Raw genomic sequence first — 20,134 nt, forward strand, 5'->3', positions numbered from 1 at the left:
CGCACTAGGCTTCGGGTCGTGGCGGTACTGGAGGGCGCGCGGCGCCGGACATTGGCGGTTGGGCGCCGGGCCTTGGGGCTCGACGTGCCGGCTTCCGATCACACGGTCGCGGTGCTGCATCGGGACGAGACGGCGGTGCCGGAGCTCGATGCGCGGGAGATGTCGCAGTTCAACCGGATTCGGTTGATGGGGGCGACCGGGTCGGTGCTGATGGTGATCAGTGCGCTCGGGGTGGGGGCGCAGCCGGTGCTGCAGAACCCGGTGTCGGGGATGCGGATCTTCGCGATCTTCGGGCGGGCACATACGGCCTCGCTCGCGGTGTGCATGGTGGGCACCACGTTCGTCGTGCTGGCGTGGCTGCTGTTGGGGCGGTTCGCGGTTGGCGGGCTCGGCGGTAATCCGCTGCACCGGCTGACGCGGTCACAGATGGATCGGACGTTGCTGCTGTGGGTGCTGCCGCTGGCGATCGCGCCGCCCATGTTCAGCAATGACGTGTATTCGTATTTGGCACAGAGTGAGATCAGTGCGCGCGGGCTCGACCCGTATGTGGTGGGGCCGTCGCAGGCGCTCGGCAACGACAACGTGCTGACCCGGAACGTGCCGAATATCTGGCGGGAGACGCCCGCGCCATACGGGCCGCTGTTCCTATGGGCCGGGCGGATCATCGCCGAGATCACCGGCGACAACATTCTGCTCGGCGTGTGGATGCACCGGTTGCTCGCGCTCGGAGGTGTGGCGTTGATCGTGTGGGCGCTGCCGCGTCTGTCGGTGCGCTGCGGTGTCGCGCCGGTGAGTGCGCTGTGGCTCGGCGCGGCCAATCCGCTCGTGCTGTTCCACCTGGTCGGCGGCGTGCACAACGACGCGCTGATGCTCGGCCTGATGCTGGCGGGCCTGGAGCTGTGCCTGCGCGCGATCGACGACGCCCCCGTGTTCGACGGCCGGGCCTACGCGTTGCTGATCACCGGAGCGGTGGTGATCACGCTGTCGGCATCGATAAAAGTCACCTCGATGATCGTCATGGGGTTCGTCTGGGTGGCCTTGGCCCGCCGCTGGAACGGCGGGCTACGAACACTGGTGACTTCGGCGGCGATGCTCGGCGGAATAGCGCTGGGGGTAACGGCTCTCATCAGTTCGCTGAGCGATCTCGGTTTCGGGTGGATCCACACGCTCAGTGTCGCGAACGCGGTGCGCAGCTGGATGTCGCTGCCGACCGCGATCGGCATCATCACCGGATTCGGTGGCGTGCTGCTCGGGCTCGGCGATCACACCACGGCGCTGCTCAGCATTACCCGGCCGATCGCCGCGGCGGTGGCGGCGTACGTGACGGTGCGCATGCTGGTCGCCGCCGGCACCGGGCGACTGCATCCGGTCGGGGCGCTGGGCGTCTCGCTCGGCGCGATCGTGCTGCTGTTCCCGGTGGTGCAGCCCTGGTATCTGCTGTGGGCAATCGTCCCGCTGGCGGCCTGGGCGACGCGACCGATATTCCGCGGGCCCGCGGTCGCGTTCTCGGCGGTCGTCAGCGTGCTGCAGATGCCGCGCGGCGGCGATTTCGAGGTGTTCCAGATCGTCGGCTCGGCGATCGCGACCGCGATCGTGGCCGTGTTGTTCATCGTGCTCACCCGGAATGTGCTGCCCTGGCGGGCACAGCAGGCGGGGGTGTCGGCTCCGTCACAGGAGCCCACGGCTTACCGTGTGACCTCGTGAGGGAGCGTAGCGAGCGAACCGAAGAGCCAGCCCGCAAGGTCGCGACGGAGCCGAGCGCTAGCGAGGCGCAGTCGTGACCTTTTCCGGACCCGCTGTGCGCGTTGAGGGCGTCGTCAAGCGCTATGGCGAGACCCTCGCGGTCGACGGATTGTCCTTCGAAGTCGAACGAGCACAGGTGCTGGCGCTGCTCGGGCCGAACGGCGCGGGCAAGACGACCACCGTGGAAATGTGCGAAGGGTTCGTCACCCCGGACGCGGGTTCGGTGCGGGTGCTCGGACTCGACCCGATCGCCGACTCCGACAAGCTGCGCCCACGCATCGGCGTGATGCTGCAAGGCGGCGGCGCGTATCCGGGCGCCCGAGCCGGGGAAATGCTCGACCTGGTCGCCTCGTACTCGGCCGATCCGCTCGACCCGGACTGGCTGCTGCAAACCCTTGGGCTGCAAGACAATCGGCGCACCCCCTACCGTCGGCTCTCCGGTGGTCAGCAGCAGCGGCTCGCCCTGGCCTGCGCGCTGGTCGGGCGGCCGGAGATCGTCTTCCTCGACGAACCCACCGCCGGTCTGGATGCTCAGGCCCGTCTGATCGTCTGGGAACTGATCGACGCGCTGCGCCGCGACGGCGTCTCCGTGCTGCTCACCACGCACGTGATGGACGAGGCCGAACAGCTCGCCGACCAGCTGGTCATCATCGATCACGGGCAGATCGTCGCCTCCGGTACCCCCGCCGAGGTCACCGCGCACGGCGCCGCCGGACAGCTACGTTTCACCGCCCCACCGAAACTCGATCTGGAGCTGCTGGAAAGCGCACTGCCGGAAGGTTTCTCGCCACGCGAGACGAATCCGGGCTCCTACCTGGTGGAGGGCGAGATCGACCCGCAGGTGCTGGCGACGGTGACCGCCTGGTGCGCCCGGATGAACGTGCTCGCCACCGACATCCGCATCGATCAGCGCCGCCTCGAGGACGTCTTCCTGGAACTCACCGGACGGGATCTACGCGGATGACCCAAGCAGCTCCGAACCGCTTCGCACCGGGCACCTTCACCCCGGATCCGCGGCCCACCACCCGCGCCGCCATGCTCGCGTCGCAAACCCGCCTCGAGCTGGTCCTGTTGCTGCGCAACGGCGAACAGCTGCTGCTGACCATGTTCATCCCGATCACCCTGCTGGTCGGGTTGACGCTGCTGCCGTTCGGCAGCCTCGGGCAGGACCGCATCGACAAGCTGGTGCCGGCGGTGATGATGGTGGCGGTGATGTCGACCGCGTTCACCGGACAGGCCATCGCGGTCGGGTTCGATCGACGCTACGGGGCGCTGAAACGCCTTGGGGCGACCGCGCTTCCGCGCTGGGGCATCATCGCGGGCAAGAGTGCCGCGGTGCTCATCGTGGTGGTGTTGCAGGCGATCCTGCTGGGCGCCATCGGGTTCGCGCTCGGGTGGCGACCAGGGCTCGGCGGGCTGCTACTGGGCGCGGTGGTGATCGCTTTGGGCACAGCCGTTTTCGCGGCGATGGGACTGCTACTGGGCGGCACCCTGAAGGCCGAGATCGTGCTGGCGCTCGCGAACATCCTGTGGTTCGTCATGCTCGGTATCGCCAGCATCGTGTTCGCCTCCGACGATCTGCCGACCGCGGTGAACATCATCGCCCGGCTGATCCCGTCGGGCGCTTTGGCCGTCGCCCTCGAACAGGCTCTGCGCAGCAGCATCGATTGGTTCGGCCTGGGCGTCCTCGCCACGTGGGGCCTGGTGTGCGGGTTCCTTGCAACCCGGTTCTTCCGCTTCCACTGAACTGAACGACAGCTTGTAGTAGACCGGTTGAAAGCGGGCTCCGAGCGGCCGCTACCATCGTCGCGTGCTGTATCGCGCGTTCTTGCGAGTCGTCGACCGCCTCCCGCTGCCCTCGCTGCGGGTGCAACGGCTGACCGCCATCGCGGTCGTCCTGACCCAGGCCGGTATCGCCGTCACCGGATCGGTGGTCCGCGTGACCGCCTCCGGGCTCGGCTGCCCCACCTGGCCGCAGTGCTTCCCCGGCAGCTTCACCCCGGTCGCCGTCGCCGAGGTCCCCGGCTTCCATCAAGCCGTCGAGTTCGGCAACCGCCTGCTCACCTTCGTGGTGACACTGTTCGCGGCACTCATCGTGCTCGCCGTGACCCGCGCTCGTCGTCGCCACGAAGTCCTCGTCTACGCCTGGCTGATGCCCGGCGGCACCGTGGTGCAGGCGATCATCGGCGGCATCACGGTGCGCACCGGGCTGCTCTGGTGGACCGTCGCGGTCCACCTGCTCGCCTCCATGGCGATGGTCTGGCTGGCGATGGTGCTCTACGCGAAGATCTGCGAACCCGATGACGGCGTCGAAATCGTCCAGGCCCCGGCACCCTTGCGCTGGCTCACCGCGCTCAGCGGCGTCGCCCTGGCCGGTGTCCTCATCGCGGGCACCCTCGTCACCGCCGCCGGACCGCACGCCGGCGACAAGAGCATCGAGCGCCCGGTCGCCCGCCTCCAGATCGAAATCACCACCCTCGTGCACCTGCACTCACAGTTCCTGGTCGGCTACCTGGCCCTGCTCATCGGCCTGGGCTTCGGCCTCTACGCCGTCGGCATCAGCAAACCGGTCCGCACCCGACTGTTCGTCCTACTTGCCGTAGTCTGCGCCCAAGCCCTGGTGGGCGTCGTCCAATATTTCACCGACGTCCCCGGAGCTCTCGTCGCCATCCACGTCGCCGGCGCGGGCGCCTGCGTCGCGGCTACCGCAGCCCTCTGGGCATCCCTCCGCACCCGCGAACCGCTCCCGGCCAAGCTTCCAACCGCCACCCAACCCGCCTAACCAGCCGCCGAGCGGCACACTGCGGTGCGGCCACTCGGCGAACACCGCAACCATGTGTCACTCGATGGGTCAGAGCCCCGGTCGCACGTCAGACGACGGAGGGGCGGGTCAGGCTGGACCAGATGACCTCGCCCTGCCCGGCGAGCAGTCGGGCCAGGTCGGTGCGGGCATCTTCGACGCCGGTGGTGCCCGAGACGCAGTGCTGGGTCTCGGCGCGGGTGAGGAGTTTGATGCCCACCAGGCGGATCGGTGAGAGCGGGCCGTCGACGCGTTCGGGCAGGCCGGGATCGGTCACGCCGAGGAGCACGGTGGGGTTGCCGTTGTCATCGAGATAGTCGGCCGCCTCGGCCGGGAGTTGCACACCGGGCAACGTGATGGTGAGGGTGCCGTAGCGCTGCAGCGCGTTGGTGAACGAGAATCCGCCACTCGACCAGTTCTCGGTCACCGCACGCACCATTTGCCCCAGCCAGGAGGACAGCACGTCCGCGGTCGACATCTCGGCGAAGTCCGTGCCGGTAGCCGCCGCGAATACCTCGACCTCGACGCCGTTGGTGGGATCCGCGTCGGACCAGGCGATGGGGAACGACAATCCGTAACTCGTTGCCAGCACACCGTATTGGCGGCGGATCACCCGGAAGCTGGGGTGCTCGACGCTGGCCGGTTCGGCCTCGTTGATCCCCATGTTGTTCCAGATCTCGGCGGGAAAGATCCTGGATTGGTAGCGCGGGGAATGGTACTCGGGATCGATGCGCCCCCACCCAGCCCACACACTGTCGAGGAGATTCCACGTCGGTTCGTAGAAACGTTCCTCGATATCTGCGTCTTGCGTATCACTCACGCGGAAACGCTAGCCGCTCAGCGCTTTTCGATGCAACGGCCTTTTCCGGGAACCTCAGTTCTCGTTGCGGGCCTTCGGGAAGCGGGTCTGGCGGGCGACCCAGCCGGCCATCTGGGCGAAGTGGCTCTTGCGGGGGGTGACGATGGAGGTGAGTTCGCGCTCCCACTCGTCGGCTTCGGTGAGGCCGTCGACGGTTTCGACGAGGTGCTTGGCTTCGGCCAGAGAGCCGACGACGCGGTCGCCGAGGATGCCATCCTGGCCGACCAGGGTGACGCGGACGCCGATGCGCCCGATGGGCTGCAGGACCGCGGTGGCGGAGCCGCCGTGATCGGCGACGAATCCCTTGACGGAGGACACGAGGGCGCCCGACAGCTTCACGGGGGTGGCGGCTTCAACGCTCATGGGCCCTACTTTACCGACCAGTAGGCCTCAGTCCATACCTGCGGGGTACAGGTCACTCCGTGTCAGTGCTAGAACTGAATCTCATGCGCGCCATTCAGGTTTCCGAGCACGGTGGTCCCGAAGTCCTGCAGTCCGTCGAGGCGCCCGACCCGCAGCCCGGGCCGGACCAGCTCCTGGTCGACACCCAGGCAATCGGCATCAACTTCATCGACACCTACTTCCGCACCGGCATGTATCCGCAGGCCACGCCCTATATCCCGGGGTCGGAGGGCAGCGGTGTCGTCGCCGAGGTGGGTGCGAACGTCACCGAGTTCAAGGTCGGCGACCGGGTCGCGTGGTGTGCCGCCCCGGGTAGCTATGCGGCGAAGGTCGCGGTCAACGCGGCGGTGGCGATCCCCGTGCCGGACGGCGTGGAGGCGCCGGTCGCGGCGTCGGCGCTGCTGCAGGGCATGACCGCGCACTACCTGCTGGAGTCGGTGTACAAGCCCGAGCCGGGCGAGACGGTCCTGGTGCACGCGGGCGCGGGCGGCGTCGGCCTGATCCTGACCCAACTGGCCGCTGCACGCGGCGTGCGCGTGATCAGCACGGTGTCCTCCGACGAGAAGGAAGCGCTGTCGCGCGAGGCGGGCGCGGCCGAGGTGCTGCGCTACTCCGACGACCTCGCCGAACAGGTCCGCAAGCTCACCGACGGCGTCGGCGTCGCGGCCGTCTACGACGGCGTCGGCAAGGACACCTTCGAATCCAGCCTCGCCTCCCTCCGCGTGCGCGGCCTCCTCGCCCTGTTCGGCGCGGCCAGCGGCCCGGTCCCACCTTTCGACCTGCAACGCCTCAACGGCCTGGGCTCCCTCGTCGTCACCCGCCCCAAACTGGGCGACTTCACCCGCGACCGCACCGAAATCCGCTGGCGCGCAGGCGATATCTTCAACGCCATCGCCGAGGGCAAACTCAACATCCGCATCGGCGCCACCTACCCGCTCGCCGACGCCGCGCAAGCACACCGAGATCTGGAGGGCCGCAAGACAACCGGCTCCATCGTCCTGCTGCCCTGAGTATGCAAATCGTGCAATCCGCGCCCGGAGCTGGTTGAAATCACCAGAATCGGCGCGCGGTTGCACGATTTGCATACCTCCCGACCGGCACCGGTGGCGAGCTGAAGCCGGCCGCCACGTTCCCAGGTTCACTACCCTTCGGGCACGTGCCCGGGTTCACTCCTTAGCGTTAGTGATGTGGCTGCGCACGCACCGCCAGCCACTCACATCGCGAACAAACACGTCCGTGGTCCACTCGTCGGCGTCGAACCGTTCCCCTTGGTAGTGCGCAGTATTCGTCACCCGCGCGGTGTACACGGCGGTGTCCCCATACACCTGAACCTGCGGCTCTCCCACCGCATCCATCGCCGAGTGCGTCAACCCACCCGAGCTGATGAGTTCGAGGAAATCGGCCCTGGTGGTGATCCCGGACTCAGAGACAATCAACCATTCATCCGCCATGAACCCAGCAATCCGATCCAGATCATTGGCCACCATCGCAGCCGCCCAACCCTCCGCCACCGCACGGATTTCCGCCACCACGTCGCCCGTCATCCTCCAATGCTAGGCCGCACTCCCGCCCCATCGCCGATTCGCGTCCGCGCCTGCTCACCATGCGAACATCCCGCCGAGGCGAGGAACGCCCCCGGAGTGACTTTCGACCGCGCAGCTGGCGCGAGTCCTCCCCGCACCCGATTCGGGCCCGACGGGCACGCCACTCGTACACCCGATTCGAGTCCGACAGGCAAGCCACCCCCCGCACCCGATCCGGGTCCGACAGGCAAGCCACCCCCGCACCCGATCCGGGTCCCACGGGCAAGCCACCCCGCACCCGATCCGGGTCCCACGGGCACACCACTCGTGCACCCGATCCCGGTCAGACAGGCAAGCCACTCCCGGGCTCATTCGGGCCCCACGGGCAGGCCACTGGCATCGTGGCCTGGTCGAACGTGCGGGGCAGTCGGTCTGAGCTGGAAGTCGGCGAGCAGGGTCAGTAGTCGCGGCCGGTCATGCCGCGGTAGACGAATCGGGTGAGGCCGTCTATTGCTTGCTGGTCGGATAGCTCGACTGTTCCCTCTTCGACTGCTTGGAGCAGGCTTTGGATGAGCAGGAACATCATGGCGAGGGTGGCGTCCGGGGTGCTGGGGAGTTGTAAGCCCTTGTCCGGGAAGCTTTCCACGTGGTCGGCGATGTCGGAGCGCTGCTGGACCGCGAACTGGCCGAGCATGCGGGCGAAGTCTTCGCTGACGGTCGCGGCCTGGTTGACCGCGCGCAGGACCGGGGCGTGCTCGCGGGCGAAGGTCCAGTAGCCGGCGACGTGGTAGCGGACTGCTTCCGGGTCGCTGAAATCCGGTGTGTGGTCGTCGGATTCGGCGCGTTCGTCTCCTGCGTCGGCCAGGTCCTGGAGGAGGGCCTGCAGGAGTTCTTCCTTGCTCGCGAAGTGGTTGTAGAACGAGCCGGCCGCGCGCCCGGCGGCCGCGGTGATGTCGGTGATCTTGGCGTTGAGGTAACCGCGTTCGGCGAAGACGCGCAGCGCTGCGGCTTTGAGAGCCTGTTGAGTTTCGGCCGCTTTCTCTTGGCGACTGCTGGTCACCGACATCACCTCCTTGACAGGGAAACCTACCAACCTCCATGCTGAATCTACATTCAGTGAATCTAAATTCATCATAGGAGAAACCGTGTCGGTACTCATCGCAGGCGCCGGACCCACCGGATTGACCCTGGCCATCGATCTCGCCCGGCGAGGCATCGAGGTGCGGCTCATCGATCAGGCATCCGAGTTCTTCGCAGGCTCCCGCGGTGACGGCATCCAGCCCCGCACGCTGGAAGTATTCGAGGATCTCGGCGTACTCCACGCCGTACTGGCAGCCGGAACACCGACCCCGGTGCTGCGCGCGTACTTCGGCGGTGAGTTCGTCGGCGAGCGCCGGATGGCCGAGCCCGTCGCGCCCACACCGGCGATCCCCTACCCCAACCTCTGGGTACTCGGCCAGTCACGCACCGAAGCGATCCTGCGGGATCGGCTCGCCGAATTCGGGGTGCGCGTGGATCTGGGTACAGCGCTGCTCTCTTTCGAACAGGACGCCACCGGCATCACCGCAACCCTCTCCGGCGGTGAAACCGTCCGCGCCGCATACCTTGTCGGCGCCGACGGCGGTCGCAGCACCGTCCGCAAAGCCCTCGGCATCCCCTTCGAAGGAACCACTGACGAATCCATCCGAATGCTGCTCGGCGACGTCCGCGCCGACGCACTGGACCACGACTTCGGCTACTGGTTCGCCGCCTCCGCCGACCGCCCCATGGAGGGAATCGCCCTGTCCCCGCTGCCCGGCGGCCGCCACTTCCAGCTGGCCGTACCGCTCCCCCACCACGTCGAACCAACCCTGAAAACCCTGCAGGAGTTCATCGACCGCTACTCGACCCGCACCGACATCACCCTGACCGACCTGACCTGGGCGACGGTATGGCGCCCGAATATCCGCCTGGCCCAGCGCTTCCGAGCAAACCGCGTGTTCCTCGCCGGCGACGCCGCCCACGTCCACCCACCCACCGGCGGCCAGGGCATGAACACCGGCATCCAGGACGCCTACAACCTCGGCTGGAAACTCGCCGCCGCCCTAACCGGCGACGAATCCTGGCTGGACAGTTACGAATCCGAACGCCGCACCGTCGCGGCGCGAGTTCTCGGTGTGAGCACCGAACTGCTGGACAAGCTGGTCGACGGCCACGAAGACGCCATGGAACGCGGCGAGCAGACGCGCCAACTGGATATCAGCTACCGCTCGCCCGCCGATACCGGCGCACTCGTCGCCGGTGATCGCGCCCCGGACGCGCCGCTGCAAGACGCTGCCGGACATCCGGTCCGGCTTTTCGATCTGTTCCACGGTCCGCATTCGACGGTGCTGCACTTCGGCGAAACAGGCCCGCTGCCAACCGAGTCCGATGAGTACGCCGTCCTACGCCCGGGAATGGCCGCGAACGGCCCCTACCTGGTCGATGTGGATGGTCACGCCTACGCCGCGTACCACGCCGCCGACGGAACCACCGTCCACGTCCGCCCCGACAACTACGTGGCAGCTGTCGACGGCGCGGCGCTCACCGTGGCTCGGGTGAATCACGCACACACCTTGTCTCCCACCGAGTTCGGATCCTTCAGATAGCGGACCACCTCGGCGTCGACGCAGCTGTTCTCGTCATTGAAGACGGCACAGTGTCCATCGCCCTCACGGATGAGCAGCGGGCTCGTCATGTACTTCGCCATCCGCTCGGCATTGCCGACGGGAGTGGTCGGGTCGTGACGAGTACCAACGAAGAGCAACCGCGCGGCTGATTCGATGCGGGAGGGCGCCAAGGGGAGAGCCTTGCCCGGAATTATCTTGCCCGGGAAAGGCCACAGGTCGCAGTCTTCCAATGGGAACTCCGCAGGGCGCGGGTCGTAGTTGTCGTAGGTCGCGGCGTCATATCTGGCCGCCGCCTGCTGCTGCCTGGCCGCGCGATCAGCAGTCGGTTCTGCGATATCGGTACAGGTTATGGCGGTAATCGCGTTGGTGCCAGCACTGTCCTGCCAGTCAGCGAAACGCCGGATCGTCGTGCCGTCGCCCTGTCGGACCTCTTGCAGCGCGCGGAGATACGGCTCCCACATGGACCGCCACAGCAGGCCGGTATAGGTCGCCACAAGGATGTCGTCCGCCCTCACCGCCTCGCCCTCGTCAGCGGGCACCGGAGCCGAGTCGGCGTCGCGCAACAACTGCTGGAAAGTCGCCTCGGCGATCGCCGGGTCGTCGCCGAGCGGGCATTCCGCGTCATATTCATCAGCACAGAAGGCGGCCAGCCGGGTGAAGGTGGCTTGATAGCCGCGGTTTTGACCGACTATCCACTCGTGCGGCCGCTCGGCGATATCGACGACGCCATCGAGCACCGCAGCGCGGTAGTTGTGTGGAAAGCGCAGCGCGTACATCGCGGCGATCTGGGTGCCGTAGGAGTAGGCGAGCAGGTTGATCTGCTTCTCCCCCAGCACCGCTCGCAGCAGGTCGACATCGTTCGTCGCCTCATCGGAACCAATGTGGCGCAAAACGTGGAGTCCGGTGTCGCGTACACAGGCCGCGACCTCCGCTCGCTCGGCTGCCTCGATCGCCTCGGTGTCATCGGTCGTGCTGTCGGTATCCAGCCCACCTGCGCACTGGATCAACGGCGTGGACCGGCCGACGCCGCGCGGGTCGTAAGAGACGATGTCGAACTGCTCGCGCACTTCCGGCGGATAGGCCGACTCGATCAATCCCAGTCCCTCGCCGCCAGGCCCGCCGCTGATGGCGAGCAACGCGCCCTTCCTCGCCCCGCTCGCCGGCAGCCGCGATACCGCGAGCCGAACCGTCGGCACCTCGGCGATCGAACGTCCTTGCACGCCTTGATAATCGAGCGGCGCCCACACCTGCGCACACTGCTGCCCCGCGATCGGCTCGGTGAACCACTCGCCGGTCACCCCGTCTCCGCAGGTGACCCAGTCGACGGATTGCCCATAGAACGCGTCCAGGCCCGGCGCGGCGCCTGTCGCACGAGCGTCCGGCAGGTCAGCGGAACAACCGCTGAGAGACGACGCGAAGGTAGCGAATACAGCGATCGCACACGTCGCCTTCGCAGCCCAAGAAGGGACCGGGTGGTACTTTTCACTCACGCGCAGAAGTTAGCAGCGCTCAACACAATTGAAACAATCAGCGACTCAGCTGAAGAAGCTGCCGATCGTGTCCCAGCCGAGCACGGAGTCGACCGCGAGTCCGCAGAAGACCACGGCCAGATAGTTGTTGGACTGCAAGAAGAGGCGCAGTGGCTTGACCGACTCGCCGCGGCGCACACCGGAATACAGCTGGTGGGCCATGAGCAGGAACCATGCTCCGGCGACCAGCGCCACGGCCGCGTAGATGACACCGGTCGCGGGCGCGAGCGCCAGCGTGGTGAGGACAGTCAGCCAGGTGTAGATGACGATCTGCTTGGTCACCACCTGCTCGGTCGCGACGACCGGAAGCATCGGCACCCCGGCCGCCCGGTAGTCCTCCTTGTAGCGCATTGCCAGCGCCCAGGTGTGCGGCGGCGTCCAGAAGAAGATGACGCCGAACAGCGCGATCGCGGGCCACCCGATGCCGCCGGTCGCCGCGGACCAGCCGACCAGCGCGGGCATGCAGCCGGCGGCCCCGCCCCACACCACGTTCTGCGAGGTACGGCGCTTGAGGCCGAGGGTGTAGACGAAGACGTAGAACAGAATGGTCGCGACTACGAGCAACCCGCTGAGCAGATTCGCCTGCCACCACAGCCATGCGAACGACGCAACGCCAAGCAGCACACCGAAAATGAAGGCGTTGCGGGTCGGCACGGCCTCGCGCGCGAGCGGGCGCTTGGCGGTCCGCTTCATGACCTTGTCGATATCGGCGTCGGCGACGCAGTTCAGCGTGTTGGCGCTCGCGGCGCCCATCCAGCCGCCGAACAGGGTGACCAGGATCAGCCGGATATCGACGTTGCCGCGGTCGGCGAGCAGCATCGTCGGAATCGTCGCGACGAGCAGCAGCTCGATGACTCGCGGTTTGGTCAGCGCGATGTAGGCGAGGGGGCGGCGCAGTAGTCGGGAGACGAGCCCGTCACCTTGCAGCCGGTCGGCGAGAACTGTCGAAGAGCCGTGCGCGTCCGCGATATTCCCCGGCGCAGGAGCGGGATTGTCACCCGGCTGTTGCCCAATCCGCACTGTCTCTCCTCGCACGTTTGTGCATCGCATCCGGCCATGGAATTCGCAGCCCGCAACCCCAGCGGCGCGGCTACTACTACAGAGGATGGTAGACCCTCGCCGGGGGTGCTCCCGCTCGCGCCCCCGCCCGGTAGCCGCGCGCAGGAGCGTTTCGACCGGTCGGTAGTCGTCAATACCCGCCGGTAAGGCGGGTTACCGCAATGCCGGTCATGAGGCACATCTAGGGTGGTGTGGACGCACTCCCTTGTCGACGAAACCAATGTCAGGAGAACCTCGGTCGTGTCAGTCACAGACGACATCCGCGCCCTCACTCAGCCGAACCACCCGGACGACTGGACGGATCTGGACACCAAGGCCGTCGACACAGTACGGGTGCTGGCCGCCGATTCGATCCAGAACGCCGGAAACGGTCATCCCGGTACCGCGATGAGCCTGGCGCCGCTCGCTTACTCCCTCTACCAGCGCACCATGCGCCACGACCCCAGCGACCCGAGCTGGGTCGGGCGCGACCGCTTCGTGCTGTCCTGCGGGCACTCCAGCATCACCCAGTACATCCAGCTGTACCTGGCCGGTTTCGGCCTGGAGCTGGAAGACCTGAAGACCCTGCGCAAGTGGGGTTCGCTGACCCCGGGTCACCCGGAGTTCCGGCACACCGACGGCGTCGAGATCACCACCGGCCCGCTCGGCCAGGGCATGGCCTCCGCGGTCGGCATGGCGATGGCGGCGCGGCGGGAGCGCGGCCTGTTCGATCCGGCGGCCGCGCCCGGCACCAGCCCGTTCGATCACTTCATCTATGTCATCGCCTCCGACGGTGACATGGAAGAGGGTGTGACCTCCGAAGCGTCGTCGCTGGCGGGCACCCAGCAGCTGGGCAACCTCGTCCTGATCTACGACGACAACAAGATCTCCATCGAGGACGACACCACCATCGCCTTCACCGAGGACGTGGCCGCGCGCTACGAGGCCTACGGCTGGCACGTGCAGGTCGTCGAGGGCGGCGAGGATGTAGTCGCCATCGAGTCGGCGCTCGCGGCCGCGAAGGCCGAGACCGACAAGCCCTCGATCATCGTGCTGCGCACCATCATCGGCTACCCGGCCCCGAACAAGATGAACACCGGCGCCGCACACGGCGCCGCCCTGGGCGCCGACGAGGTGGCCGCCACCAAGAAGATCCTCGGCTTCGACCCCGAGAAGAACTTCGACGTGGCCCCCGAGGTCATCGCGCACACCCGCAAGGCGATCGAGCGCGGTCAGCAGGCGCACAAGGAATGGCAGCAGCAGTTCGACGCGTGGGCCGCGGCCAACCCGGAGAACAAGGAGCTGTTCGACCGGCTCGCCAAGCGGGATCTGCCCAAGGGCTGGGCCGAGAGCCTGCCCACCTGGGACGCGGACCCGAAGGGCATGGCCACCCGCAAGGCCTCCGGCAAGGTGCTCGCCGCGCTGGCGCCGGTGCTGCCGGAGCTGTGGGGCGGTTCGGCCGACCTCGCCGAGTCCAACAACACCACCATGCCCGACACCCCGAGCTTCGGCCCGGAGTCGATCTCGACCGGCATGTGGAAGGCCAACCCGTACGGCCGCACCCTGCACTTCGGTGTGCGTGAGCACGCCATGGGTTCGATCCTCAACGGTATTGCGCTGCACGGCCCGACCCGCCCGTACGGCGGCACCTTCCTGGTGTTCTCCGACTACATGCGCCCGGCGGTGCGCCTGGCCGCGCTGATGCGGGTGCCCGCGATCTACGTATGGACCCACGACTCCATCGGCCTCGGCGAGGACGGCCCCACGCACCAGCCGATCGAGCACTTGGCCGCGCTGCGCGCCATCCCCGGCCTCAATGTGGTGCGCCCCGGCGACGCCAACGAGACCACCTACGCCTGGCGCACCATCCTCGAGCGGGATTCCGCCGAGCACACCTCGCACTTCTCGGTCTCGGAGATGCCGCACCAGGACGGCCCGTCCGCGCTGGCGCTGACCCGCCAGGATCTGCCGATCCAGGAGGGCACCAGCTTCGAGGGTGTGAAGAAGGGCGGCTACGTGCTGGCCGAGGCTTCCACCGGCACCCCGCAGGTGATCTTGATCGCCACCGGTTCCGAGCTCCAGCTGGCCGTCGACGCGCGCACTACGCTGGAGGCGCAGGGCATCGGCACCCGCGTGGTCTCGATGCCGTGTGTGGAGTGGTTCGACGCGCAGGACAAGGCCTACCGCGACGAGGTGCTGCCGCCCTCGGTCAAGGCGCGGGTCACGGTCGAAGCCGGTATCGCGATGCCGTGGCACCGGTTCTCCGGCGACGCGGGCGAGAACGTTTCGATCGAGCACTTCGGCGCCTCGGCTGATTTCAAGACCCTGTTCCGCGAGTTCGGTATCACCACCGAAGCTGTTGTCGCTGCCGCGCAGCGCACGCTCGAAAACGTGAAGGGATAGAACCAATGTCGCAGAACGAGAATCTCGCCGCCCTCTCCGCGGCCGGTGTCTCCGTCTGGCTCGACGACCTCTCCCGGGACCGCATCCAGTCCGGCAATCTGGCCGAGCTGATCAACACCCGCAGCGTCGTCGGCGTCACCACCAACCCGACCATCTTCCAGGGCGCGCTGAGCCAGGGCCACGCCTACGACAAGCAGGTCAAAGACCTTGCCGCACAGGGCGCGGACGTGGATTCGGCGATCCGCACCATCACCACCGACGACGTGCGCTCGGCCTGTGACGTGCTCGCCGGGGTGTACGAGGCGTCCGGCGGCGTCGACGGCCGGGTCTCCATCGAGGTCGACCCGCGCTTCGCCTTCGACGCGGACAAGACCACCGCCCAGGCCATCGACCTGTGGAAGACGGTCGACCGCCCGAACCTGTTCATCAAGATCCCCGCGACCGAGGAAGGCCTGCCCGCGATCTCCGCGGTGCTGGCCGAGGGCATCAGCGTCAACGTGACGCTGATCTTCTCCGTCGCCCGCTACCGCGCGGTGATGGGCTCCTACCTCGACGGCATCAACAAGGCCAAGATCGCGGGCCACGATCCGGCCAAGATCCATTCCGTCGCTTCGTTCTTCGTCTCCCGCGTGGACACCGAGATCGACAAGCGCCTGGAAGCGATCGGCACCCCGGAGGCGCTCGAGCTGCGCGGCCAGGCCGGTGTCGCCAACGCCCGCCTCGCCTACGCCGAGTACCAGGACGTGTTCGACGGCGGCAAGCACACCTCCACCTACTCGCACCTGGCCTCCTCCGGCGCCAACCGGCAGCGGCCGCTGTGGGCGTCGACCGGTGTGAAGAACCCGGATTACTCCGACACCCTCTACGTGACCGAACTGGTAGCGAAGAACACGGTGAACACGTTGCCGGAGAAGACCCTCGAGGCCTTCGCCGATCACGGCGAGACCCGCGGCGACGCCATGAGCGGCACCGCGGACGAGGCGCAGGCGGTCTTCGACAAGCTCACCGCGGTCGGCATCGACCTCGACGACGTGTTCCGCGTGCTCGAACGCGAAGGCGTGGAGAAGTTCGAGAAGTCCTGGGAAGAGCTGCTTACCGCCACCGCCGAAGAACTGCGTGGAGCAGGGAGTAACTGACAACGATGGCCGGCACAGCAGAGGTCAGCAAGAACCCGCTGCGTGACGAGCGGGATAAGCGGGTTCCGCGCATCGCGGGCCCGTGCAGCATGGTGATCTTCGGGGTCACCGGCGATCTGTCCCGGAAGAAACTGATGCCGGCCATCTACGACCTGGCGAACCGGGGGCTGCTGCCCCCAGGTTTCGCGCTGGTCGGGTTCGCGCGGCGCGATTACGCGCAGGAGGATTTCGCGCAGGTCGTGCTCGACGCGGTGAAAGCGCACGCGCGCACGCCGTTTCGCCAGGAGGTCTGGGATCACCTGGCCGAAGGGTTCCGTTTCGTGCAGGGCAGTTTCGACGACGACGCGGCCTTCGCCAAGCTCGCCGAAACGCTGGCACAGCTGGACAAGGAACGCGGCACCGGCGGCAATCACGCCTTCTATCTGTCGATTCCGCCGGACATGTTCCCGGTGGTGCTCGATCAGCTCTCCGAGCACAAGCTGGCCCACGGCCCCGGGCCGGTCGCCAACGGGCGCGAGCCGTGGCGGCGGGTGGTGATCGAGAAGCCCTTCGGGCACGATCTGAAGAGCGCCGTCGAACTGAACACACTGGTCAACGGGGTGTTCCCCGAGGAGACGGTGTTCCGCATCGACCACTACCTCGGCAAGGAGACGGTGCAGAACCTGCTGGCGTTGCGTTTCGCGAACCAGCTGTTCGACCCGATCTGGAACGCCAACTACGTCGACCATATCCAGATCACCATGGCCGAGGACATCGGATTGGGCGGGCGCGCGGGCTATTACGACGGCATCGGCGCCGCACGCGACGTCATCCAGAACCATCTGCTGCAGTTGCTCGCGCTCACCGCGATGGAAGAGCCGATCAGCTTCCAGCCCAAGCAGTTGCAGATCGAGAAGATCAAGGTGCTCTCGGCAACCAAACTCGTTGCGCCCCTTGATGAGACGACCGCGCGCGGACAGTATTCCGAGGGCTGGCAGGGCGGCGAGCACGTGGTCGGGCTGCTCGACGAGGAGGGTTTCGACCCGCAGTCGCGCACCGAGACCTACGCCGCGATCACCCTCGAGGTGGACACCCGCCGCTGGGCCGGGGTGCCGTTCTACCTGCGCACCGGAAAACGCTTGGGGCGCCGGGTCACCGAGATCGCGATCGTGTTCAAACGCGCACCACACCTGCCCTTCGATCAGACCATGACCGAGGAACTCGGCCAGAACGCACTCGTCATCCGGGTGCAGCCGGACGAGGGCATCACCATGCGATTCGGCTCGAAGGTGCCCGGATCCAGCATGGAGGTGCGCGACGTCAACATGGATTTCAGCTACGGCGAAGCGTTCACCGAGTCCTCCCCCGAGGCCTACGAACGTCTCATCCTCGATGTGCTGCTCGGGGTGCCGTCGCTGTTCCCGGTGAACGAGGAGGTCGAATTGTCTTGGAGCATCCTCGATCCGGTGATCGATCACTGGGCCGCGGGCGGTAAACCGGAGTCCTACGAGGCGGGCACCTGGGGTCCGTCCTCGGCCGACGAGATGCTGGAGCGCACCGGCCGGGAATGGCGGCGCCCGTGATCGTCGACATGCTCGACACCACCACCGGCGCGGTCACCAAGCGCCTGGTGCAGCTGCGCGAAAGCAACGGTGTCATCACCATGGGCCGGGTGCTCACCCTCGTGGTGTGCACCTTGGACAGCTCCGAAGCCGAAGACGCGATCGACGCCGCCAACGACGCCAGCCGCGAACATCCTTGCCGCGTGGTGGTTTTGGCGCGCGGCGACCGGGAGGCGCCGACCAAGCTGGACGCGCAGATCCGTGTCGGCGGCGACGCGGGCGCGGCCGAGGTCATCGTGCTGCGGTTGCAGGGCGAGCTGATCAACCACGAATCCAGTGTGGTGATCCCGTTCCTGCTGCCCGACACTCCCGTGGTCGCCTGGTGGCCGCGTGGGGCGCCGGAGTTCCCGTCGAAGGATTCGGTGGGCCGCCTGGCGACCCGCCGCATCACCGACGCCACCTTCGCGCCGGACCCGCAGGACACCATCAAGAAGCGGCTCGACTCCTACGCGCCCGGCGACACCGACCTGGCCTGGAGCCGGATCACCTACTGGCGGGCGCTGCTGACCGCAGCCTTGGACCAGCCGCCGTTCGAGCCGATCGAGAACGTGACGATCTCCGGCCTGCGCGAGGAACCGGCGCTGGACATGCTGGCCGGTTGGCTGGCCGGGCGGCTCGGCTGCCCGGTGCATCGCCAGACCGGTGAGCTCCGGGTGGAACTGCACCGCTCCTCGGTGTCCATCGCCATCCAGCGCCCCCAGCACGGCCGCACCGCCACCCTGACCCGCACCGGCGACCCCGATCAGCGAATTGCCCTGGCCCGCCGGGAAACCCGCGACTGCCTCGCCGAAGAACTGCGTCGCCTGGATGCCGACGAGATCTACGTCGAGGCCCTCGCCGGAATCGAGAAGGTGATCTATGACTGACCGCACCCCCGCCGACACCGTCGAAGTTCACCCCGACACCGAAGCGCTGGTCGCCGCGGCCGCCGTCCGCTTCGTCGAGGTCGTCGTGGCGGCCCAAGCCGCCCGCGGCTCCGCCTCCGTCGTCCTCACCGGCGGCGGCACCGGCATCGGCCTGCTCAAACGGGTCCGCAAGTCCCCCGGCACGATCGACTGGTCCAAACTCGACATCTTCTGGGGTGACGAACGTTTCGTCCCCGCCGCGGACCCGGAACGCAACGAACTCCAAGCCCGCGAAGCCCTCCTCGACCATGTCCCGGTCACCCCGTCCCGCGTCCATCCGGTCGCTTCCTCCGACGGCGAATACCCCGACCCGATCGAGGCCGCCGCCGAGTACTCGGCCGCCGTCCACGCCCACCTCGCCGAACACGGCTCCTTCGACCTCCACCTGCTCGGTATGGGCGGCGAAGGCCACGTCAACTCCCTGTTCCCCGACACCGACGCGGTCCGCGAAGACCACGAACTCGTTGTCGCGGTGACGAATTCGCCGAAACCCCCACCGGTCCGCGTCACCTTGACGCTGCCCGCTGTCCGCCGCACGCGCCACGTCGTGCTGGTTGTCGGCGGAGCCGCTAAGGCCGAAGCCGTCGCCGCCGCTATCGCTGGCGCCAAGGCCGTCGACATCCCAGCTGCCGGTGCGCAGGGCACGGAGTCGACTACCTGGCTCCTCGACAAGGACGCGGCCGCGGACCTCGGGTAGCCGGCCAGTCCTGTCATCCACGCTGCCAACGGCCTCCAAACCATGAACATAGAGGCCGACAGCGGCGCGAGCCTGATCGAATCCTTCGCTGACCACTCCCCGCCGATCAGCCGCTGATCCCGGAGGCCAACGGCGGGGCCGGAACCTAGGCCTCGCCGCGGCCGTCGACGCTGACCGGCTGCGGAGAACCATTGCGCGAGTAACCGATCCGCGGTGGCTCCGGAGGCCACCGCGGGCGGCTGCGCAGCAACCAGGCGACGGCTCCGGCCAGCGCGACAGCGACCGCGGCATCGAGGCGGTGACGAGAATGTGCGGATACAAGACCTCCTGGCAGGGGTGTGAAGCATCAACAAGATCTGTGAAAGCATTGGCGGGCCTCTGACGGAATGAGCTGCCAGACTGTGGACGTGTCCAGCAGCAACTCTCGCAAACCGTTCTTGCTCGCCTTTCCAGGGCCGTTGCGCGATCAATTGGTTGCGGCTGTCCTGTCCGGCGAGAAGGTCTCGACAACCGGGCTGCTCGCCGACTACGAGGCGGCGCGGGAGGAACTCCCGGTGATCGGCGAACGCTCGGGGCTCATCGATTCCGACGGCCGCGAGGTCGCGGTGATCGAGGTGACGGACGTGCGGGTGTTGCCGCTCGGCGCGGTCGACCTGCAGCACGCGCTCGACGAGGGCGAGGGATATGGCTCGGTCGCGGAGTGGCGGACCGGACATGAGCGGTTCTGGCACAGCGCGAAGATGCGGAAGGCGCTAGGGAACCCGGAGTTCACTGTCGATGACGAAACGCTGGTGGTCGCAGAGCGGTTCCGGGTGGTGCGGTCGGGCTGAGCCCCGGCGCCACCGGAAAT

At 67.4% G+C, this 20,134-nt stretch carries 18 protein-coding genes; 12 read left to right on the top strand and 6 right to left on the bottom strand.

Annotation, left to right across the window (positions count from 1 at the left end; all coding sequences use genetic code 11):
* The first annotated feature begins 18 nt into the window (after positions 1 to 18).
* From mptB to IBX22_RS03565, 4 genes are all read left to right on the top strand, one after another.
* Complete coding sequence (gene mptB, locus IBX22_RS03550) at positions 19 to 1,704, top strand: polyprenol phosphomannose-dependent alpha 1,6 mannosyltransferase MptB (RefSeq protein ID WP_309234406.1); 1,686 nt, start codon at positions 19 to 21, stop codon at positions 1,702 to 1,704.
* A gap of 73 nt (positions 1,705 to 1,777) precedes the next feature.
* Positions 1,778 to 2,707, top strand: coding sequence for an ABC transporter ATP-binding protein (locus tag IBX22_RS03555; RefSeq protein WP_194813939.1), 930 nt, complete (start codon positions 1,778 to 1,780; stop codon positions 2,705 to 2,707).
* Positions 2,704 to 3,489 carry an ABC transporter permease gene (locus IBX22_RS03560; protein ID WP_194813940.1) on the top strand — a complete coding sequence of 262 codons (786 nt, stop codon included), beginning with the start codon at positions 2,704 to 2,706 and terminating at the stop codon, positions 3,487 to 3,489. The genes IBX22_RS03555 and IBX22_RS03560 overlap by 4 nt, the downstream gene beginning before the upstream one ends.
* A 64-nt stretch (positions 3,490 to 3,553) precedes the next feature.
* A complete protein-coding gene (locus IBX22_RS03565) occupies positions 3,554 to 4,525 on the top strand; it encodes a heme A synthase (protein WP_194813941.1) in 972 nt (323 codons plus the stop codon).
* An 88-nt stretch (positions 4,526 to 4,613) separates the two neighbouring features.
* Here the strand turns inward: IBX22_RS03565 and IBX22_RS03570 are convergent, their stop codons facing one another.
* Positions 4,614 to 5,363 carry a hypothetical protein gene (locus tag IBX22_RS03570; RefSeq protein ID WP_194813942.1) on the bottom strand — a complete coding sequence of 250 codons (750 nt, stop codon included), beginning with the start codon at positions 5,361 to 5,363 and terminating at the stop codon, positions 4,614 to 4,616.
* Positions 5,364 to 5,417: 54 nt separating this feature from the next.
* Complete coding sequence (locus tag IBX22_RS03575; RefSeq protein WP_194813943.1) at positions 5,418 to 5,765, bottom strand: hypothetical protein; 348 nt, start codon at positions 5,763 to 5,765, stop codon at positions 5,418 to 5,420.
* 83 nt (positions 5,766 to 5,848) lie between these two features.
* Here IBX22_RS03575 and IBX22_RS03580 point away from each other — a divergent pair, with 83 nt between their 5' ends.
* On the top strand, positions 5,849 to 6,814 hold the full coding sequence (locus IBX22_RS03580) for a quinone oxidoreductase (protein ID WP_194815551.1): 966 nt from the start codon (positions 5,849 to 5,851) through the stop codon (positions 6,812 to 6,814).
* 156 nt (positions 6,815 to 6,970) lie between these two features.
* Here IBX22_RS03580 and IBX22_RS03585 read toward each other — a convergent pair whose 3' ends face one another.
* Together IBX22_RS03585 and IBX22_RS03590 are read right to left on the bottom strand one after the other, a co-directional pair.
* A complete protein-coding gene (locus IBX22_RS03585; RefSeq protein WP_194813944.1) occupies positions 6,971 to 7,348 on the bottom strand; it encodes a nuclear transport factor 2 family protein in 378 nt (125 codons plus the stop codon).
* A 436-nt stretch (positions 7,349 to 7,784) separates the two neighbouring features.
* On the bottom strand, positions 7,785 to 8,387 hold the full coding sequence (locus tag IBX22_RS03590) for a TetR/AcrR family transcriptional regulator (RefSeq protein WP_309234407.1): 603 nt from the start codon (positions 8,385 to 8,387) through the stop codon (positions 7,785 to 7,787).
* Between the two features lie 85 nt (positions 8,388 to 8,472).
* Here IBX22_RS03590 and IBX22_RS03595 point away from each other — a divergent pair, with 85 nt between their 5' ends.
* Entirely contained in the window at positions 8,473 to 9,954 is a 1,482-nt protein-coding gene (locus IBX22_RS03595; protein ID WP_194813946.1) for an FAD-dependent monooxygenase, read from the top strand.
* On the opposite strand, the gene IBX22_RS03600 is transcribed toward IBX22_RS03595, so the two are convergent.
* Together IBX22_RS03600 and IBX22_RS03605 are read right to left on the bottom strand one after the other, a co-directional pair.
* Positions 9,909 to 11,273: an alpha/beta fold hydrolase gene (locus IBX22_RS03600; protein ID WP_194813947.1), complete on the bottom strand. Its 1,365-nt coding sequence runs from the start codon at positions 11,271 to 11,273 to the stop codon at positions 9,909 to 9,911. The two genes, IBX22_RS03595 and IBX22_RS03600, sit on opposite strands and share 46 nt — an antisense overlap.
* A 237-nt stretch (positions 11,274 to 11,510) precedes the next feature.
* The gene (locus tag IBX22_RS03605; protein ID WP_228538445.1) at positions 11,511 to 12,431 is read right to left on the bottom strand and encodes a heme o synthase; all 921 of its coding nucleotides are present in this window, start codon (positions 12,429 to 12,431) and stop codon (positions 11,511 to 11,513) included.
* A gap of 372 nt (positions 12,432 to 12,803) precedes the next feature.
* On the opposite strand from IBX22_RS03605, the gene tkt reads away from it, so the two are divergent.
* From tkt to IBX22_RS03635, 6 genes are all read left to right on the top strand, one after another.
* A complete protein-coding gene (gene tkt / locus IBX22_RS03610; RefSeq protein ID WP_194813948.1) occupies positions 12,804 to 14,945 on the top strand; it encodes a transketolase in 2,142 nt (713 codons plus the stop codon).
* A gap of 5 nt (positions 14,946 to 14,950) precedes the next feature.
* Complete coding sequence (gene tal / locus IBX22_RS03615) at positions 14,951 to 16,081, top strand: transaldolase (RefSeq protein ID WP_194813949.1); 1,131 nt, start codon at positions 14,951 to 14,953, stop codon at positions 16,079 to 16,081.
* Between the two features lie 5 nt (positions 16,082 to 16,086).
* Positions 16,087 to 17,643 (top strand): glucose-6-phosphate dehydrogenase, encoded by a 1,557-nt coding sequence (zwf, locus tag IBX22_RS03620; RefSeq protein WP_194813950.1) that lies wholly within the window; start codon positions 16,087 to 16,089, stop codon positions 17,641 to 17,643.
* A complete protein-coding gene (opcA, locus tag IBX22_RS03625) occupies positions 17,640 to 18,548 on the top strand; it encodes a glucose-6-phosphate dehydrogenase assembly protein OpcA (protein WP_194815553.1) in 909 nt (302 codons plus the stop codon). The genes zwf and opcA overlap by 4 nt, the downstream gene beginning before the upstream one ends.
* Positions 18,541 to 19,284 carry a 6-phosphogluconolactonase gene (gene pgl, locus IBX22_RS03630; RefSeq protein WP_194813951.1) on the top strand — a complete coding sequence of 248 codons (744 nt, stop codon included), beginning with the start codon at positions 18,541 to 18,543 and terminating at the stop codon, positions 19,282 to 19,284. The genes opcA and pgl overlap by 8 nt, the downstream gene beginning before the upstream one ends.
* A 407-nt stretch (positions 19,285 to 19,691) precedes the next feature.
* The gene (locus IBX22_RS03635) at positions 19,692 to 20,114 is read left to right on the top strand and encodes an ASCH domain-containing protein (protein WP_309234408.1); all 423 of its coding nucleotides are present in this window, start codon (positions 19,692 to 19,694) and stop codon (positions 20,112 to 20,114) included.
* Positions 20,115 to 20,134 lie beyond the last annotated feature (20 nt).

The organism is Nocardia sp. XZ_19_385 (assembly GCF_015355755.1).
In the GTDB taxonomy this organism is placed as follows: domain Bacteria; phylum Actinomycetota; class Actinomycetes; order Mycobacteriales; family Mycobacteriaceae; genus Nocardia.

Bases quoted from the DNA above. Each gene is read 5' to 3' on its own strand.
- IBX22_RS03585 (WP_194813944.1), bottom strand. From the start codon at position 7,348: ATGACGGGCGACGTGGTGGCGGAAATCCGTGCGGTGGCGGAGGGTTGG.
- pgl (WP_194813951.1), top strand. From the start codon at position 18,541: ATGACTGACCGCACCCCCGCCGACACCGTCGAAGTTCACCCCGACACC.
- IBX22_RS03560 (WP_194813940.1), top strand. From the start codon at position 2,704: ATGACCCAAGCAGCTCCGAACCGCTTCGCACCGGGCACCTTCACCCCG.
- IBX22_RS03580 (WP_194815551.1), top strand. From the start codon at position 5,849: ATGCGCGCCATTCAGGTTTCCGAGCACGGTGGTCCCGAAGTCCTGCAG.
- zwf (WP_194813950.1), top strand. From the start codon at position 16,087: ATGGCCGGCACAGCAGAGGTCAGCAAGAACCCGCTGCGTGACGAGCGG.
- IBX22_RS03575 (WP_194813943.1), bottom strand. From the start codon at position 5,765: ATGAGCGTTGAAGCCGCCACCCCCGTGAAGCTGTCGGGCGCCCTCGTG.
- tal (WP_194813949.1), top strand. From the start codon at position 14,951: ATGTCGCAGAACGAGAATCTCGCCGCCCTCTCCGCGGCCGGTGTCTCC.